The following is a 19943-nucleotide window of genomic DNA, read 5'->3' as shown; positions in this document are numbered from 1 at the left end:
AACATCTGTTCTAATAATTTTATTTCGCTGTTTTTTCCCAGAAAATAACCTTTAGTTACGAACGCAAAAATATACTTTTTATTATTTACTGTAACATGAAATACTATATTTTTACTTACTAATTATTTTTTGATTAAATTTCGCTTTTTAAACCTATGAAACAAGTAATACTTATCTTTCTTTTCCTTATTCCAATTCTTTCCTATTCCCAGATAAATGGGACTGTTACGATAGATTGGCAGAATAAAAAAGAGATAAATTATGGCGAAAATAAAATCATAATTCCGTACTTCTCGGGAAGCAGTTTTCGCTTTGACATTACCAAAAAAAGCATAACATTCCTCCAGAACTTGAACCAATCAAACGTCTCAAGCAGCAGTTCTGTACAGATCAGTAATATCATTTACGAGTCAATTACCAGAGCAGATTTAGGAGATTTATCACCTGAAAATATGCCAGAAAAACCAAATGAAACTGTCATTGTTACAAATGCAAGAGATATAAAATATACTTTTCTTTCTTTGTCGCCTATAATTAAGGAAGGAAATAGCTACAAACGTATAAAATCATTTTCTTACTTTATTAGCAACACAACCACAAGACTTTCAAACGCTTCTTCCTTTCAAAAATCAGCAGCAATTTCAAATTCTGTTTTGGCTACAGGAGATTGGTACCGATTTTACATCGAAAAATCGGGCGTTTATAGAATAGATAGGTCTTTTTTACAAAGCTTAGGAATTGATCCTTCTAGAATTGATCCCAGAAAACTAAAAATATATGGCAACGGCGGGAGAATGCTCCCTCTTGCCAACAATGCTTATTATCCCGACGATTTAACAGAAAACGCGATACAAATAGCAGGCGAAAATGATGGCGTTTTCAACAATGAAGACTATGTTCTTTTTTATGCAGAAGGAACTGATAATTGGAGTTCAGAAAGTCAGACCAATTTAAATTTATACGATACCAAATCTTATTATTATATAACTGCTTCTGGAAGTGATGGAAAAAGAATTCAAAACCTGAATCAGCCTGTTGGCAATAGCAATTTAGAGCTAAACACGTTTGATGACTATCAATATCACGAAATTGATCAAATCAATATTGTTCATCTTGGCCGCCAATGGCTCGGAGAAGCTTTTGAAATTAATCAGGAACAAGAATTCTCCTTTAGCTTTCCAAATTTAGATACAACTGTCCCAGTAAAAATAGAGGTTAGTGCAGCATCAGCATCCTTAACCAGCACTTCTTTTGCGATAACTGCAAACGGTCAAAATGCAGGAACTATAAATTTTTCGCCTCTAATAGCAAATTCTGACACTAAATATACTACAGGCAAATTACCGTCGAACACTCAATTTACTGGAGCAGACAATATCAATATAAAACTGACCTATAATAATAATGGTGTGCCAGGATCAAAAGGCTACCTAGATTACATTAATCTGACTGCAAAAAGAAAACTTTTAGGAATAGGCAAACAATTTCATTTTCAATACAACGCTGCCGGCTCTACAGCAGGAATAGCAAATTACACCATTGCAAACGCCTCGGGAATAACTCAAATTTGGGATGTTACAGACCTATATAATGTATCTAAAATAGAAACTGCCAATCAGGCTTCGTTTAGCTTTAAGGCTAATTTGGGAGAAATTAGAAAATACATCGCTATTGATCCATCCGATTATTATGTTCCACTTAAAGAAAATCAGTCAAAAATTGCTAATCAGAATTTAAAAGGAACAATTTTCAGAAACAATCAAAATACTTTTCAAGACATTGATTACATCATTCTAACTCCAAAATCTTTAGTTTCACAAGCCGAAAGATTAGCTAGTTTTCATAGAACAAATTCCAATTTAAATACAAAAGTTATTGCATTAGAAAATATCTATCAAGAATTTTCTTCTGGAAAACAAGACATCGCCGCTATTAGAAATTGCATCAAATACATTTATGACAATGCTTCTTCTTCAGAAAAAAGAGTTCGTTATGTCAATCTATTTGGAGATGCTTCATTTGATTATAAAGACCGAATTTCAAACAATACTAATATTGTACCTATATATCAGTCCTTAATAAGTAATACAGTCGGAGAAGCTTCATTTCCTTCTGATGATTTTTATGGATTGATGGATTCCGACGAAGGAGTTATTATTCCGTCTCTTGCCGGAATTGATATTGCTATAGGAAGAATGCTGGTTTCAGACAATGCACAGGCACAAGAAATGGTTAATAAAGTGCTGGAATATTACGATACTAAATCATACGGGAATTGGAGAAACAACATAGTCTTAATTAGCGATGATTCTGATAGAGCTAGCGATCGGACATTGCAGGCTAACCAAAACGCTCTTGCAGATCAAATCGCAACCGAAAAACCTTTTTTTAATATTGATAAAATATTTTTAGATGCTTACACACAAGAAGCCTCAGCGGGCGGATCGCGATACCCTAAAGCAAGAACCGATTTTTTTAATGCTTTTGAAAAAGGGGCTTTAATATTCAATTATTTAGGACACGGAGGCGAGGACGGATTAGCCAGCGAAAGAATCTGGGAGAAATCAGATGGACAAAATCTTACCAATCAATATAAATATCCATTATTTATTACAATTACCTGTGAGTTTTCCCGTTTCGACGATCCTACAAGACCAACTGCAGGCGAATATGTTTTTTGGAATCCGAAAGGAGGCGCAATTTCGATGCTGACCACTGTTCGCGAAATTGGCCAGACCAATGCGGAAGATTTCAATAAAACCCTTAGCAAAAATCTTCTTTCTTACGGTTCCAATCAGTACAATTCTATTGCAGAATCTTTAAGAATATCCAAAAACGAAAATCCGAGCTCTGCCAGCAATGTAGTCTTTTACATAGGCGATCCCGCTTTAATGCTTGCCATTGCAAAACCGAGAATCAATTTAACAAAAGTAAATGACATTGTGATTTCGCAGGCAATTCCTGATTTAAAATCATTATCAAAAATTAAAATTTCTGGAGATATCACAGACGAAAACAACACCCTTTTGAGCAATTATAATGGCGAATTAGCTACTGCTATTTTCGACAAACTAATTACAAATACTACTTTAAACAACGATGGTTTTAGCCCTCCAATGCAATTTAAAACTTTGGGAGAAACCATTTTTAGAGGAAATGCGTCTGTTACTAATGGACAATTCGAATTTAGTTTTGTAGTTCCTAGAGACATTCGAATTCCTGTAGACAACGGAAGAATTAGTTTTTATTCTAAGAAAAATGAATCTTTAGAAAATCAAACTGGCTATAATAATAGCATAAAAATCGGAGGAATTAACGAAAATGCACCTCAGGACAATATAAGTCCAAAAGTGCAGTTATATATGAACGATGAAACTTTTGTATCTGGCGGAATAACAAATGAATCGCCTTTTCTTTTGGCATTTTTAGAAGATGAAAATGGAATAAATACCGCAAGCGGAATCGGACACGATATTGTCGCTATTCTAGATGGAGATGTAAGTAATCCTTATATTCTGAATGATTATTATCAGACAAAATTAGACGATTACACCAACGGAAATTTACGTTTTCCGTTTAGAAATTTGGCTCCTGGACTGCATACTATAAGTTTTACCGCTTGGGATGTTTACAACAATCCTGTTACGAGTGAAATTCAATTTACAGTTGTAGGAGACGATTCGCTTACATTATCGCACGTTCTTAATTATCCAAATCCTTTTTCGACTTATACGCAATTCTGGTTTTCGCACAACAGACCTTATGAACCATTAGAAGCACAAGTGCAGGTAATGACCATTACCGGAAAAGTAGTTTGGACAAAAAACCAGACCATTACAACAGAAGGTTTTTTATCACGCGAAATAACATGGGACGGAAGAGACGATTTTGGTGACAAAATCGGAAAAGGAGTGTATATTTACAAACTGACTGTAAAATCAAATTTAACAAATAAAAAAGCAGAAAAATACGAAAAGCTTGTCATCCTATAATATTATATATATTTGCACCACCAAAAACATAAGTCCCATAAATGAAAAAACTATCACTTTTATTAATTTGTATTTTTAGCATTTACAACTCAAAGGCACAGGAATCAAGGCCAATTGTTACTGGAGTTCCTTTTTTATTAGTCGCTGCTGATGCTAGAGCAGCAGGTTTGGCAGACCAAGGTGTCGCCACTTCTGCAGACGTTTTCTCACAACAATGGAACCCTGCCAAATATGCATTTTCTGAAGATGCGCAAGGTCTTTCTATCAGTTACACTCCTTATTTAACAGATCTTGCCAATGACATTTCATTAGGTCAGATTACGTATTACAACAAAATCAACGAAAAAAGTGCTTTTGCAGGAAGTTTTCGTTATTTTGGTTTTGGAGGAATTGAATTAAGATACACAGGAGATCCAAACGAAGCGGTAAGAGAAGTAAATCCGAATGAGTTTGCCTTAGACGGATCGTATTCCTTAAAATTAAGCGAGAAATTCTCGATGGCCGTTGCCGGACGTTTTATTAATTCGAATCTAAAAGTTGCCTCAGAAGAAATTGATGCTACTTCTGCAAGTTCGTTTGCTGTTGACGTTGCTGCTTTTTATCAGTCTGAAGAAATTGCTTATCAAGATTTCAATGGTAGATGGAGAGCTGGTGTCAACCTTCAGAACCTTGGGCCAAAAATTAGTTATGACAATGATGACGTAAGTTCAAACTTCTTACCTGCCAACTTAAGATTAGGAGGAGGATTTGATTTTATTTTTGACGATTATAACAAACTTACTTTAAGCGCAGAGCTTACTAAACTTTTAGTTCCAACTCCTCCAGGAATTGGAACACCAGTAGACGGAAATGGCGACGGAGATTTTGATGATCCCGAAGATATTTCTCAGCAACAAGCAACTGAGATTGGCTACAGAAACTATAACGACATTGGCTGGTTTGAAGGCGTTTTTAAATCTTTTGGAGATGCTCCAGGTGGTTTCAGCGAAGAGATTAAAGAAGTTACCTATAGTGTAGCGGCAGAATACATGTATCAGGATGCTTTTGCCATGCGTTTAGGTTACTATCACGAAAGCCCAGAAAAAGGTGCCAAACAATTTTTCTCTTTAGGAGCAGGATTTAAATACAACATTATGAAAATCGATGTTTCGTACTTATTCTCAGCATCTAAAATAAAAAATCCTTTAGAAAACACACTTCGTTTCTCTTTAACGTTTAACTTTGGAGATAAATACGAAACCTATTAAAGAGAAAAAACTACATAAAAACAACTTAATCCAAATTCCGGCATTTTAGGAATTTGGATTTTTTTTCCCTTAAAAACAAATGAAAGAAATTAATATAACGACCTCATTTACAATTTTTGAAAATTTAAATGAACTTCCATCCGATATTCAAGATTTAATGAATCAAGCTGTCGAGATAAGAAAAAAAGCTTACGCACCTTATTCCAAGTTTAAAGTTGGCGCGGCTTTACTTTTAGACAACGGAAAAGTTATTTTAGGTTCTAACCAAGAAAATGCCGCTTATCCGTCTGGACTTTGTGCCGAAAGGACAGCTATTTTTTATGCAGGAAGTTCTTATCCAAAAGCTAAAATCTTAAAAATGGCAATCACAGCCGCTTCAGACACCAATCAGACCACTGCTCCTATTCCACCCTGCGGTTCCTGCCGACAATCTATCGCAGAATACGAAATAAAGCAAGACACACCGATAGAAATCTATTTTATGGGCGAAATTGGCGAGGTTTACAAATCTTCATCCCTGAAAAATTTGCTTCCATTAATGTTTGATAAAAAGTTCTTGTAAAAAAAAGCCAAAAAGTAGCGTTTAAATTTTACTTCTTAGATGTAATGTCTTATTTTTGCATCCCGACCTTTCGGGCGCAAATTTGTGGGAGGAAACTATTTTGCGTTACAGGCACAATAATCGATAACACAAACAACTTTAGCAAAAGAAAGAATTCAGATGAAAGAAGTTACAAAAGAGGTATATTTAAAGTGGTATGAAGACATGCTGCTTTGGAGAAAGTTTGAAGACAAACTTGCAGCGTTATACATACAACAAAAAGTTAGAGGTTTTCTACACTTATATAATGGTCAGGAAGCTGTATTAGCAGGTGCTTTGCACGCTATGGATTTGACCAAAGATAAAATGATTACTGCTTACAGAAACCACGTTCAGCCAATTGGTATGGGAGTTGATCCTAGAAACGTAATGGCAGAACTTTTAGGAAAAGCAACAGGAACTTCTAAAGGTATGGGAGGTTCTATGCACATTTTCTCTAAAGAACATGGATTTTACGGAGGACACGGTATTGTAGGTGCTCAAATTCCTGTGGGAGCTGGTATTGCTTTTGCAGACAAATATTTCAACACTGGCGGTGTTACTATGACTTACTTTGGTGATGGTGCTGCTAGACAAGGTTCTTTACACGAAGCTTTCAATATGGCTATGTTATGGAAACTTCCAGTTGTATTTATCGTTGAAAACAACGGTTATGCAATGGGAACTTCTGTAGAAAGAACTGCAAATCACACTGACATCTGGAAATTAGGTTTAGGTTACGAAATGCCTTGCGGTCCTGTTGACGGAATGAACCCAGTAAAAGTTGCTGAAGCAATGCACGAAGCTATCGAAAGAGCGCGTCGCGGAGATGGACCAACTTTCCTTGAAATGAAAACGTACCGTTACAGAGGACACTCTATGTCTGATGCACAATTATACCGTTCTAAAGAAGAGATTGAGGAGTACAAAAAAATTGACCCAATCACTCAAGTTTTAGACGTAATCTTAGATCAAAAATATGCTACTGAAGCAGAAATTGAAGTAATTGACCAAAGAGTTAAAGATTTAGTAGAAGAATGTCAAAAATTCGCTGAAGAATCTCCTTATCCAGATTTAAAGCAATTATACGACGTAGTATACGCACAAGAAGACTATCCATTTACACCTCATAAATTATAAGAATTATGGCAATTAAAGTAACAATGCCTCGTTTGAGCGATACAATGACGGAAGGAACGGTAGCGACTTGGCTTAAAAAAGTAGGCGATAAAGTAAGCGAAGGAGATATCTTAGCAGAAATTGAAACAGACAAAGCAACAATGGAGTTCGAATCTTTTAACGAAGGAACTCTTTTACATATCGGAATTCAAGCTGGACAAACTGCTCCAGTTGATTCATTATTAGCCATCATTGGTAACGAAGGAGAAGATATTTCTGCTTTTCTTGCTGGTGGTGATGCTCCTGCTGCTAGTTCCGAAGCTTCGGAACCAAAAGCGGATGCTCCTGCTGCTGAAGCAAAAACAGAAGCTGCTGCTCCTGCAAAAGCTGCAACTGAATTACCAAAAGGAGTTGTAGTGGTAACTATGCCTCGTTTGAGTGATACAATGACAGAAGGAACCGTAGCAACTTGGTTGAAAAAAGTTGGCGATACTGTTGCCGAAGGCGATATTTTAGCAGAAATTGAAACAGACAAAGCGACTATGGAGTTTGAGTCTTTCAATGCTGGTACATTATTATACATCGGAATTCAAGAAGGAAATACTGCACCTGTTGACAGCTTATTAGCTATTATCGGACCTGCAGGAACTGACATTTCTGGAATTGCTGATAATTTCTCTGCTGGAGGTGCTGCACCTGCAAGTGCTCCTACTGAAGAAACAAAATCCGCTCCTGCTGCTGAAAAAGCGCCAGAAGCTGCTGCTGAAACTTCAAACGGAAGAATTTTAGCTTCACCTTTAGCTAAGAAAATTGCTTCTGATAAAGGAATCCAATTATCTCAAGTTAAAGGTTCTGGAGAAAACGGACGTATCGTAAAAAGCGATATCGAAAACTTTACTCCATCTGCTCAAGCTGCACCTGCATCTAACGCTTCTGCACCTGCTGCAAAAGCTGAAGAAAAAGCTGCTGCTCCAAAAGTATTTGTTCCTGCTGGAGAAGTTTACACAGAAGAGATCAAAAATTCTCAAATGCGTAAAATCATTGCAAAACGTCTTTCTGAATCTTTATTCACAGCTCCTCACTACAACTTAGTGATTGAGGTAAGCATGGACGAAGCTATGCAGGCAAGAGCTGCTATCAATAGCGTACCTGATACAAAAGTATCTTTCAACGATATGGTAATCAAAGCTTGTGCTTTAGCATTGAAAAAACACCCAAAAATCAACTCTACTTGGAAAGAAGATGCTATCATCATCAATCACCACGTAAATATTGGTGTTGCTGTAGCTGTTGAAGACGGATTAGTAGTTCCTGTATTGAAATTTACAGATGCTATGAGTTTATCTCAAATTGGCGGAAGCGTAAGAGATCTTGCTGGAAGAGCTAAAAACAAAAAATTGGGACCACAAGAAATGGAAGGAAGCACATTTACAGTTTCTAACCTTGGAATGTTTGGCATTACTGAATTTAATTCAATCATTAATCAGCCAAACTCTGCAATCCTTTCTGTTGGTGCAATTGTTGAGAAACCTGTTGTTAAAAACGGTCAGATCGTAGTTGGAAACACAATGATGTTATCATTAGCTTGTGACCACAGAACTATCGACGGTGCAACTGGAGCTCAGTTCTTACAAACATTAAAACAATACATTGAAAGCCCAGTTACCATGTTGGCGTAATCGTTGTTAATTTTATAATTAAATCCTGTCCCGAAGTTTCGGGACGGGATTTTTTGTTTAATTTTCATCCTCAAATTCAAAACCTCATAAAATGAAGAAACTAATTCTTGTCACTTTATTCCTGACAGCAATTGCCTGTCAGAAAAAAGATAAAACAGAAAATAAATCCACCGTTACAGACGAACACAGCTATTCTAAACCAGAACTTGCCGTTGTAAAACATCTTGATTTAGATATCAAAGTCGATTTTGACACGCAAACCATTTCAGGAAAAGCTTCTTGGACCATTGACAACAAAAGCAAAGGAAACGAAATTATCTTCGACGAAAACACTTTAGAAATTACCAAAGTAACTTTAGGCGACGATGAAAAAGAAACAAAATTTGAATTGGGAAAAGACACCGAATTTCACGGAAAACCACTTCATATCACTATTGACCCCAACACAACCAAAGTAAACATTTATTACAACACCACTAAAGATGCTGTGGCGCTACAATGGCTGAAACCAGAGCAAACGGCAGACAAAAAGAAACCTTTTTTATTCTCTCAAGGAGAAAGCGTTTGGTCAAGAACTTGGATTCCGTGTCAGGATTCACCAGGAATTCGTTTTACTTACAATGCAAAAGTTACGGTTCCTAAAGATTTATTAGCCGTTATGAGTGCTGTAAATCCGCAGAAGAAAAATGATACTGGGGTTTATACTTTCAAACAAGACAAAGCAATTCCGTCTTATTTAATGGCAATTGCGGTTGGAAATATCGAATTTCAAGCAATTGACAAAAGAACTGGAGTTTATGCAGAACCTTCAATGTTAAAAAAATCGGCTGACGAATTTGCTGAATTGGGCAAAATGGTTGATGCTGCTGAAAAACTTTACGGTCCATACCGTTGGGGACGTTACGATGTCTTGGTTTTACCTCCAAGTTTTCCTTACGGCGGAATGGAAAATCCAAACTTAACATTCTTAACTCCTGGTGTAATTGCAGGAGATCGTTCTTTAACGAGTTTATTGGCACACGAATTAGGACACAGCTGGAGCGGAAACTTAGTTACAAACGCAACTTGGGATGATATTTGGTTAAACGAAGGTTTTACAACTTACGTAGAACACCGAATTGGAGAAGCTATTTTTGGAAAGAAAGAATTTGAAATGCAAAACGTTATCACTAATAAAGAATTGACAGATAACGTTGCTGAATATGGAGATACAAATCCAGACACAAGATTAAAGGTTAGTTTAACAAATAGAAATCCTGATGACGGAATTAGTCAGATTCCTTATGTGAAAGGTTATGCTTTTTTAAGAGTGATTGAAAATGCAGTTGGACGTGAAAAATTTGATCCATTTATCAAAAATTATTTTGATTCGCACGCTTTCCAATCGATCACAACAGAAGATTTTGTAAAATATTTGAATGAAAATTTGATCAAAGGAGATAAAGCATTAGAAGATAAAATCAAATTGGAAGATTGGATTTACAAACCGGGAATTCCGTCAAACATACTTCCTGTTAGTTCCGCTGATTTTGATGCGATTGATGCTATTCAAAAAAGCTGGAGAGAAACTGGCGTTGAAGGTTTGAGCAAAAAAATCACGACCACTGCAGAAAAACAACACTTTATTGATCATCTTCCAGCTGATATTACCGTAAAAGAAATGGAAGCTATTGACAAAGAATTCAACTTTACACAAGGCGGAAACTTCATTATTAAACGTCAATGGTTTGTTCAGGCATTACGCCATCAATACAAACCTGCGTATCCAGCAATTGAGCAATTCCTAATCGGAATCAGCAGAACGGGTTCTGTGATGATGCTCTACAAAGAAATGGTTAAAACTCCTGAAGGAAAAGTTTGGGCAAAACAAGTTTTTGAAAAAGCAAAATCTGGTTATCACGCTACAACTATTCAGGCTGTTGAAGGGATTTTGAAATAGAAAGCATTAAAATTTGCCGTTTACAATTTTATATCCCGAAGGGATTACATGTCGGTAGAAAAAATATGAGGCCCCAAAGACATTTGTCCCGTTAGGGACTAAACAAATTCCTTATAATTGTAGTCCCTGACGGGACAATTGAAATGATCACAATTTTTTTTCTACCGACATGTAATCCCTTTGGGATAAAACCATAACCTTTCAAATCCTCGATTACATTCGTAATCGGGGATTTTTTCATTTAAAAACTATCTAGGGAAAATTGTCCATCACATAGCGTAAATCCTCCATGTTCTAAAATCTGTAATCGTCGCACCTTTGTAATGTCAAAAGACAACAACAAATAATAAAAATTAAAATTTAAATAAAATGACACGATTAACAGCATTAAACCCAGAAGAAGTAACAGGAAAAACTAAAGATTTATTCAACGCAGTACAAGCAAAATTAGGCGTTGTTCCGAACATGATGAGAACAATGGGAAATTCTCCAGCGGTTTTGGAAGGCTATTTAGGATTAAGCGGCGCTTTGAGCCATGGAAAATTAAGCGCTAAAACAGGTGAATTAATTGCTTTGGCAGTTTCAGAAAGTAACTCTTGTGATTACTGTTTAGCAGCGCACACTTTTATCGGTGAAAAATTGGTAAAAGCTGATCCAGCAGTTTTACACGCAGCTAGAACAGGAAATTCTACAGATGCTAAAACAGAAGCGATTTTACAATTGGCTAAAACCTTAATCAGTAAAAATGGTTTGGTAAACGATGAAGATGTAAACAAAGCAAAAAATGCAGGCGTATCTGATGCTGAAATTGCCGAAACTGTGGCACATACAGCGTTGAATGTTCTAACCAACTACTTCAACAATCTCGCAAATACTGAAATTGATTTTCCAACAGTATAAGCCAATCTTTCAATAGCAAAAAACAATGTATAAAGATAGCTATGAGTTTATTTCATAGCTATCTTTATATTTCCAAAAATGAAACTTATGAGTTCACAGAATGTTTTCACTTTAATAAATCCGCAAAATGGGAATTTGGCTTTCAAAATTCTTACGTTTGACGACAACAGCCATTTTGATTATTTGCAGCGAAATAATTATTACTCTCTAATTTGGGTAACCAAAGGAAAAGGCAAAGTAAAAGCCGATTTTGCAGAACATCATTTTGAAGAAAACTCACTTCTCGCCTTTTCTCCGTATCAGCCTTTTATGCTTTGTGTAAACGAACCGATTGAAGGAATTGCGATTCATTTTCACTCCGATTTCTATTGCATCCACATGCATCAAAAAGAAGTTTCGTGCAACGGTGTTTTATTCAACAATATCTATCAGCCGCCTTATGTAAAGGTTACAGAACAAACTGCACTGACTTTCAATATGGTTATCGACCAAATGAAAGCAGAGATCCAAAATGCAGAATTGGCACAATATGAACTGCTTATTTCGTATTTAAAGATTTTCTTGATTACAGCTTCTCGTCTAAAAACCGAACAGTTAGAAGAAATGAAATCAGTTCCCGATTCTAAAGAACCAGTTATTCTTCAAAACTTGAAAGATGCTATTGAACTGAATTTCAAAACAAAACATTCTGCCGCAAATTATGCCGATTTATTAAATATTTCTCCAAAAGCATTGGCCAAGTTAGCTAAGAATTATTTCAATAAAACACTGACCAATTTAATTTCGGAAAGAATTATTATTGAAGCTAAAAGAGAATTATACTTAACCAGTAAAACCGTAAAAGAAATCGCTTACGAATTGGGCTACGATGACGAACATTATTTTAGCCGTTTCTTTAAAACCAATGCCGATGTTTCTCCGCAAATCTATCGCGAAACGGTAGGATTCGGAAAAATGGACGCTTAATTTTTATTCTTAGCCTCAATCCATTTAGACATGTACATGGTGCTTTTATAGGCATGATGCTGCAGCAGATTCCCCATAAAATTATGAAGACGATGACTTTCGGAATCTGCTAAAAGTGAATTTACCAATGAAAGCAATTGCTCAGAATAAGCACTTTTTTGATAACATTTATTAATAATTTCGATTCCGTTTTTTTGAGATTTTCTCCAAAGATTTTCATCTTTATAAAGCGTAATAGCTTTTTTAGCAAATTCTACTGGATTATCTTCGATAAAACCATTCCAAAATAAATTAGCGTGCATGGCTTCAGAACCAATAGAAGTTGTCACACTCGGCGTTCCGCATTGCATGGCTTCTAATAATTTGCCTTTTAAACCGGCTCCAAAACGAATTGGCGCCAAAACAACTCTAGTTTTTTTCACAATTTCATTGGCGTCTTCTGCCCTTCCCATGATATAAAAACCATTTTTAGGCTGATGCAACTGCAATACTTTTTGCGAAGGATAAGCTCCGTAAACTTCCAAAATGGCTTCTGGAAAATCTTTTTTTATAAAAGGCCAAATAGCTTCTTTTAAATATTGAACGGTATTCCAATTGGGTTCATGAAGAAAATTCCCAATGAAAACAAAATTTTTACGATTTTCAAAAGAAGGTAGTTGCAGAAGGTTTTCGTAATTCATTTCATCAACCAAAAAGGGAAGATAAAAAAGTATTTCCTGATTTATTTTAAAAACATCTTTTAGAATATTCATTTCAAAATCAGAAATAATTAGAGACAAATCGCATCTTAAGATACTAGCAATTTCTCTTTTTGCAACTTCTTCTGACAATAAATCCTGAATTTCGAAAGTACGATTTTCTTTAAAAGCTTTTTGCCTTGCTGTTCTCAAACAATGCAAATCTTCGGTATCCAAAATTCGGATTGCTTTTGGGCATTTTTCAATCACGCGCCACCCAAATTGTTCTTCAATCATGAAACGATCAAATAAAACCACATCTGGATTAAATTCTGAAACAAAATCATCAAACGAACAAGCATTGAGTTCAATATTCATTTTTGCCACTCCAAATTCAGACAAATCAACCATAAAATCACTATCCAGCGCAGCGCTTGCAAAAGTAATTTCGAATCCGTTTGCTGCGAAAATCGAAATCAATTGCATCATTCTACCGCCTGCTGCAGAAGACTTTGGCTCTGGCCAGACAAAGCCAATAATCAAAAGTTTTTTGGACTGTTCCATTTTAATTGGTTTCATTTTACAAAATAATACATTTTTGAACGTTTTTGCACCATTTTTCCTGACTTTCGGTTGTAAAAAAACACTAATTTTGCAAAACTAAATTCTTAGAAATTATGTTGGGATTAAAATTAGCTACAGACCCGCGCTGGGTAAATATCGTCGAATCGAATATCGAAGAAATTTTAACTGATCACGCATGGTGCGAGCAAAAAGCAGCTTCAAACGCCATTAGCATCGTGACATATAATTCTGAAATAGAGGAATTAGTAACCGAAATGCTGGAAATTGCAAGAGAAGAATTGGAACATTTTCAAATGGTTCACAACATAATCAAACAACGCGGACTTACTTTAGGACGTGAAAGAAAAGATCATTATGTGAATGAACTTTTTAAATTCATGAAAAAAGACGGCAGCAGAAAAGACGCACTTTGCGACAGATTATTGTTTTCGGCAATGATCGAAGCTAGAAGCTGTGAGCGTTTTAAAGTGCTATCTGAAAATATTAAAGATGAAGAATTAGCAAAATTCTACCGTGATTTAATGATTTCTGAAGCCGGACACTATACTACTTTTTTAGGATTTGCCAGAAAATATCAAGACAACATTGACATCGATAAACGCTGGAAAGAATGGATCGAATATGAAGGTTCTATTATTACCAATTATGGTAAAAAAGAAACCGTTCACGGATAAATTACGCTCTTTTTTTGACTCTATTTTATATTTAAATACCACAATTCGCTATGCAGAAGAGTAAATCCAGATCAATCGTTTTTAAAATTGCGAAGTATTTCGGAATAACTTTCGCGGTTATTTTAGGATTATTATTTTTAACGCCTATCGTATTTGAGGATCAAATTAAAGAGCAAATAAAGGAAACAGCCAACGAAAGATTAAGCGCAGAATTGAACTACTCTGATGTTTCTGTTTCCTTTTTCCGCCACTTTCCTTCTCTAACTTTAACTTTAGACAATTTAAGTCTGAACGGTTCGGCACCATACAAAAACGAAAAATTCATTACTGCAAAAGAGGTTTCTTTTGGAATAAATGTGGCGAGTCTTATTTTTAGCAAGTCGGTAAAAATAGATCAGATTTATTTATCAGATTCTTTTATAAACGTAAAAGTGAATCCGAACGGAGAAGCGAATTACAACATTTACAAATCCCAAGAACAGGCCTCTAAAACTAAAGATAGTTCTGATACTGCATTAAAACTCGAACGAATTGAAATCTTAAATAGCAAAATTATTTATGATGACAAATCAACTAAAGTCCATTTTGATGCGTACGGATTTAATTATTTAGGAAAAGGAGATTTAAACAAAGCTGTTTTTGATTTGTCTTCTAAAGCAAAAATCGAAAAATTAAATATTGTTTACGAAGATGAGCCGTATTTAATGAACAAAAAGATTGATGCGGATTTGATTACAAAAGTAAACATCAACTCGCTTTCTTTCTTTTTTCAGCAAAACAACTTAAAAATCAATCAGCTTTTAGTTGACTTTAAAGGAAAATTTGACATTTTGAAGGATGGCTATAATATGGATTTTGTTATTAAATCTGACAATAGCAAACTTTACGATGTCTTTACGGCTTTTCCTCCAAAATATATTACTTGGCTTTCTAAAACAGAATTGCAGGGAAATACTAGCCTACTGCTTACTTTAAAAGGAAAATATATTACATCAGAAAATATTGCTCCAGATTTGAATTTGGATGTAAAATTAAACGACGGATTTGTCAATTATAACAAAAGTGCATTTCCTGTTTCAAACTTAAATTTAGACATCAAAACAACGGTTCCGTCTTTAAATCCGGATTTAGTTATTGTCGATGCTAAAAATCTTTCTTTAAACATTAATCAGGATTATTTAAAATCTAAGTTTTTAATTAAAGGAATCAATACACCAGATATTAATGCCGATTTTAAAGCCAAAATCGATCTTGAAAAACTAACTAAAGCGCTTGGAATTCCTGATATTGAACTAAAAGGAGCTTTGGCGGGGGACGTAAAAGCAAACGGAGTATTTGATCAGAAAAACAAACGCTTTCCCGTTACAAACGGAACCATTAATTTGGATAACGGTTATTTAAAAACACCTTATTATCCAAATCCAATTACAAACATTACGATTAAATCTAAAATTGAAAACCAAAAAGGAACTTTTGAAGATCTGAAAGTAAACTTACATCCAACACAATTTACTTTTGAAGGAAAACCCGTGTTTGTACAAGCTGATTTAAGCAATTTTGACGATCTAAATTATGACATTAAAGCCAAAGGCGAATTGGATGTGAGCAGAATTTACAAAGTCTTCTCTCAAAAAGGTCTTGATCTAGATGGTTTTGTAAAAGCAGATTTATCTTTGAAAGGAAAACAAAGCGACGCTGAAAAAGGAAATTACAGCAAATTAAACAACAAAGGAACGCTTGAACTAAGAAACATCGGAATTGCTTCTGAATATCTTCCAAAGAAATTCATTATCAAAGAAGGAATATTCAAAATTAATCAGGATAAGATGTCTTTCAACAACTTCTTAGCTGCTTACGGACAATCCGATTTTAAGATGAATGGTTATTTGCAGAATGTTTTTAATTATGTCAGCACCAATACAAGCGTTTTAAAAGGCTCTTTTAAAGTGACTTCGCGATACATTAATGTTGATGAGTTCATGTCAGAGGTAGATCCAAATGCATCTGTAAAACAGACTTCTACTACAGAAACAAAACAATCTGAAAATGCCCAAACAGGTGTAATCATTATTCCAAACAATTTAAACTTACAATTATTGGCAAATGCTCAAAAAGTAAATTTTGACAAATTAAACCTTCAAAATGCAACAGGACATTTAACTATGAAAAATGGTAAATTAACGATGCAGAATACTGGATTTAATTTAATTGGATGCAAAGTCTCAATGAACGCCAATTACCAAGCCGTAACGCCACAAAAAGCGAACTTTGATTATGCGATAAAAGCCACCGATTTTGATATCAAAAAAGCGTATAATGAAATTGAAGTTTTCAGAAAAATGGCCAGTGCAGCAGAAAAAGCTCAGGGAATCGTTTCTTTAGACTATCAACTGAAAGGCCGTTTAAATAAAAACATGGATCCTGTTTATCCTTCACTTTCGGGCGGCGGAACACTTTCTGTAAAAGATGTAAAAGTTCGCGGTTTAAAAATGTTTAATGCGGTAAGCAAACAGACGAATTCGGAGTCGATGAAAAATCCGGATCTTTCGAAAGTAGATATTAAAACAACCGTTAAAAATAATATCGTTACAGTAGAACGCTTTAAATTTAAGTTTGCAGGTTTCAGACCAAGAATTGAAGGAACATCAAGCCTAGACGGCAGATTGAACTTAAAAATGCGTTTAGGATTGCCTCCTTTCGGCATTTTCGGAATTCCGCTAACTGTAACCGGAACTCAGGACAATCCTAAAGTAAAAGTAGGAAGAAAAACGGAGGATCTGGAGGAAACAAAAGACACGGAGGAATAGATTTGAAAAATTCCAAATTCCAATTCTAATTACAATACATCAACCTTTGTCAAAGTTTTAGGCTTTTACAAAGGTTTTTTTAGATTTTAAATGTCTAATCATATATTCATTGCATTTGAACATAGCCCACGGTTTCAACCGTGGGGACGCAATCGTCAATTAGCAACATACATTTTCTAAAATACGTTTTCGTAAATACGTTTTCGTAAATACGTTTCCCACGGTTGAAACCGTGGGCTATGTTTGAATTAAATATAAATTCTAATTCTCCTTTAGCGAAGTCAAAGGACTTGATATTTATCTTCTACAAATAAAAGCTGAAAGCATGATTTTGTTTGGATAGAGAAAAAAAGCTTAAATTTTCTTAAATCCCTTATATGGTAAAAAAAACAAAAACAAAAAACCCGTTCATTTCTGAACGGGTTTTTTATAAAAAGTAATCTATGAATTATTATGCCTCAAATGGGATAATAGATACATAAGATTTGTTATCTCTTTTCTTTTGGAACTTAACAACTCCAGCTACTCTTGCGTGTAGTGTGTGATCTTTACTGATGTAAACGTTTTCACCTGGATTATGTTTTGAACCTCTTTGTCTAACGATGATGTTCCCAGCAATAGCAGCTTGACCACCATAAATCTTAACGCCTAGACGTTTTGATTCTGATTCTCTACCATTCTTCGAACTACCGACACCTTTCTTGTGAGCCATGACGTATAAGTTTAAATATTGTTATTATTCTTTAGTAGTCTCTTTTTTTGCTTTTGGAGCTGCTGCTTTTTTTGCTTTTGGAGCCTCTTCAGTAGCTGCTGGAGCTTCTTCTGCTACAACTGCTTTTTTAGCTGCTGCTTTTTTAGTTCCACCTGCTGCAGTAATACCTTCAATTACAATTTGTGTAAGATATTGTCTGTGACCATTTCTTTTTTTGTATCCTTTTCTTCTTTTCTTTTTGAAAACGATAACTTTATCACCTTTTAAGTGTTGTAACACTTTAGCTTCTACTGAAGCACCTTCTATAGCTGGGGCGCCTAAAGTTACGCTTCCGTTATCGTCTAATAAAAGAACTTTATCAAAAGAAACTTTTGAACCTTCTTCGTTAGCCAAACGGTGAACATAAACCTTTAAGTCTTTGCTTACTTTAAATTGTTGCCCTGCTATCTCTACGATTGCATACATACCAAATTGATTTATTGATTTTTAAGGTTGCAAATATACAACTAAAAATTTACTGTGCAATCTATAAAAGCAAAAATATTTTGACTTTAAAAAACCTTGTTTTTCAAGCAGTTTCGCACGATAAATAAAATTATTTTAAAGTAAAAGATTGTTAAAACTGCATTTATTTAAAAACAAATCTACAATTCATAATTAAAAAAACTATTTTTGATGTAACCAAAATCAACTCTTGTCGACCTACTCTTGTTGATATTTTAAAATTATTAATCTTTATGAAAAAATCAATAATGATGTTAAGTGCTGCATTAATGCTTGGCGGAGTGGCTCATGCCCAAAAAGTAGCTTTTGAAGAATACGATTTAGACAATGGACTGCATGTCATTTTACACAATGACCCTTCTGCTCCAGTTGTAATTACTTCGGTAATGTATCATGTTGGGTCAAAAGACGAACGTCCAGACCGAACCGGATTTGCACACTTCTTTGAACATCTATTATTTGAAGGAACTCAAAATATAAAACGTGGCGAATGGATGAAAATCGTTACGGCAAACGGAGGAGTAAACAACGCCAACACATCTGATGACCGAACTTATTATTATGAAGTTTTTCCTTCAAACAGTTTAGAACTTGGTTTATGGATGGAATCTGAAAGATTGATGCATCCTATTATTAATAAAATTGGAGTTGATACTCAGAATGAAGTCGTAAAAGAAGAAAAAAGAATGCGTTACGACAATCAGCCTTACGGAAATATCCTTCCTGAGGTTAAGAAGAATATGTTCAAAAATCATCCTTACAGATGGACCACAATTGGCTCCATGAAAGATTTGGACGCTGCAACGCTAGAAGAATTCCAAGCTTTTAATAAAAAATTCTATACTCCAAATAACGCTGTTTTGGTCGTAGCTGGAGATTTTGAAAAAACAAAAACAAAAGAATGGATTCAGAAATATTTCGGACCAATTCCTAAAGGAGAAGTTGTTAAAAAACAGACTTATACAGAGGATCCAATCACTCAGACCATTAAAGCAACTTACGAAGATCCGAACATTCAGATTCCAATGATTGTAGCTTCGTACAGAACGCCTTCAATGAAAACGAGAGATGCAAGAGTTTTAGATTTGATTTCGTCTTATTTAAGCGACGGAAAAAGCTCTAAACTTTACAAAAAAATAGTTGACGACAAAAAAATGGCGTTACAAATTGGCGCGGTAGGATTTAGCCAAGAAGATTACGGAATGTATATTCTTTATGGACTCCCAATGGCTCCAAACACGACTGCCGATATTTTAAAAGAAATGGATGAGGAAATTGTAAAAATACAAACCGACCTTATTTCTGAAAAAGATTACCAGAAATTACAAAACAAATTCGACAACAATTATGTAAATGCCAATTCGAGCGTAGAAGGAATTGCAGAGAATCTTGCTTCGTATTATTTACTGTATGGTGATGTCAATCTAATCAATACCGAAATCGACATTTATCACTCTATAACAAGAGAAGAAATCAGAGAAGTTGCCAAAAAATATTTAAATCCGAATCAGCGATTGATTTTAGATTACATTCCTTCAGCTAAATCTCAGAACTAAGAATAT

14 protein-coding genes are annotated in these 19943 nt (G+C 35.0%); 11 read left to right on the top strand and 3 right to left on the bottom strand.

All coding sequences use genetic code 11. The features are described from left to right. Positions 1 to 155: 155 nt before the first annotated feature. The 8 genes from porU (at position 156) to EG814_RS11990 (ending at position 12422) form a co-directional block, all read left to right on the top strand. Positions 156 to 3992 carry a type IX secretion system sortase PorU gene (gene porU, locus EG814_RS12025; protein WP_125722189.1) on the top strand — a complete coding sequence of 1279 codons (3837 nt, stop codon included), beginning with the start codon at positions 156 to 158 and terminating at the stop codon, positions 3990 to 3992. Positions 3993 to 4033: 41 nt separating this feature from the next. After that, positions 4034 to 5239 (top strand): type IX secretion system outer membrane channel protein PorV, encoded by a 1206-nt coding sequence (gene porV, locus EG814_RS12020; RefSeq protein ID WP_125722188.1) that lies wholly within the window; start codon positions 4034 to 4036, stop codon positions 5237 to 5239. 79 nt (positions 5240 to 5318) lie between these two features. Beyond that, the gene (gene cdd, locus EG814_RS12015; protein ID WP_125722187.1) at positions 5319 to 5801 is read left to right on the top strand and encodes a cytidine deaminase; all 483 of its coding nucleotides are present in this window, start codon (positions 5319 to 5321) and stop codon (positions 5799 to 5801) included. 159 nt (positions 5802 to 5960) lie between these two features. Then, positions 5961 to 6959 carry a pyruvate dehydrogenase (acetyl-transferring) E1 component subunit alpha gene (gene pdhA / locus EG814_RS12010; protein ID WP_125722186.1) on the top strand — a complete coding sequence of 333 codons (999 nt, stop codon included), beginning with the start codon at positions 5961 to 5963 and terminating at the stop codon, positions 6957 to 6959. A 5-nt stretch (positions 6960 to 6964) separates the two neighbouring features. Continuing rightward, positions 6965 to 8617, top strand: coding sequence for a pyruvate dehydrogenase complex dihydrolipoamide acetyltransferase (locus tag EG814_RS12005; RefSeq protein ID WP_125722185.1), 1653 nt, complete (start codon positions 6965 to 6967; stop codon positions 8615 to 8617). Positions 8618 to 8708: 91 nt separating this feature from the next. Then, positions 8709 to 10556, top strand: a complete 1848-nt coding sequence (locus EG814_RS12000) for a hydrolase/aminopeptidase (protein ID WP_125722184.1) — start codon at positions 8709 to 8711, stop codon at positions 10554 to 10556. A 369-nt stretch (positions 10557 to 10925) separates the two neighbouring features. Next, positions 10926 to 11456, top strand: a complete 531-nt coding sequence (locus EG814_RS11995; RefSeq protein ID WP_125722183.1) for a carboxymuconolactone decarboxylase family protein — start codon at positions 10926 to 10928, stop codon at positions 11454 to 11456. Between the two features lie 87 nt (positions 11457 to 11543). Then, on the top strand, positions 11544 to 12422 hold the full coding sequence (locus EG814_RS11990; protein WP_125722182.1) for a helix-turn-helix domain-containing protein: 879 nt from the start codon (positions 11544 to 11546) through the stop codon (positions 12420 to 12422). Here the strand turns inward: EG814_RS11990 and EG814_RS11985 are convergent. Continuing rightward, complete coding sequence (locus EG814_RS11985) at positions 12419 to 13663, bottom strand: glycosyltransferase (RefSeq protein WP_125722276.1); 1245 nt, start codon at positions 13661 to 13663, stop codon at positions 12419 to 12421. The genes EG814_RS11990 and EG814_RS11985 overlap by 4 nt on opposite strands. Before the next feature lie 113 nt (positions 13664 to 13776). Here EG814_RS11985 and miaE point away from each other — a divergent pair, with 113 nt between their 5' ends. After that, on the top strand, positions 13777 to 14358 hold the full coding sequence (gene miaE / locus EG814_RS11980) for a tRNA-(ms[2]io[6]A)-hydroxylase (protein ID WP_125722181.1): 582 nt from the start codon (positions 13777 to 13779) through the stop codon (positions 14356 to 14358). Between the two features lie 50 nt (positions 14359 to 14408). Then, positions 14409 to 17165: an AsmA-like C-terminal region-containing protein gene (locus EG814_RS11975; RefSeq protein WP_125722180.1), complete on the top strand. Its 2757-nt coding sequence runs from the start codon at positions 14409 to 14411 to the stop codon at positions 17163 to 17165. Positions 17166 to 17616: 451 nt separating this feature from the next. On the opposite strand, the gene rpmA is transcribed toward EG814_RS11975, so the two are convergent. After that, positions 17617 to 17877 carry a 50S ribosomal protein L27 gene (rpmA, locus tag EG814_RS11970; protein ID WP_012023622.1) on the bottom strand — a complete coding sequence of 87 codons (261 nt, stop codon included), beginning with the start codon at positions 17875 to 17877 and terminating at the stop codon, positions 17617 to 17619. 24 nt (positions 17878 to 17901) lie between these two features. Next, positions 17902 to 18342 (bottom strand): 50S ribosomal protein L21, encoded by a 441-nt coding sequence (rplU, locus tag EG814_RS11965; RefSeq protein ID WP_125722179.1) that lies wholly within the window; start codon positions 18340 to 18342, stop codon positions 17902 to 17904. 272 nt (positions 18343 to 18614) lie between these two features. Between rplU and EG814_RS11960 the strand changes: the two genes are divergently transcribed. Beyond that, on the top strand, positions 18615 to 19937 hold the full coding sequence (locus EG814_RS11960; RefSeq protein WP_125722178.1) for a M16 family metallopeptidase: 1323 nt from the start codon (positions 18615 to 18617) through the stop codon (positions 19935 to 19937). The last annotated feature ends 6 nt before the right edge of the window (positions 19938 to 19943 follow it).

The sequence above is a fragment of the Flavobacterium ustbae genome (assembly GCF_003946915.1).
Classification (GTDB): domain Bacteria; phylum Bacteroidota; class Bacteroidia; order Flavobacteriales; family Flavobacteriaceae; genus Flavobacterium; species Flavobacterium ustbae.
Note: the sequence above shows the minus strand (reverse complement) of the source record. Positions and strands in the feature narration are given on the sequence as shown.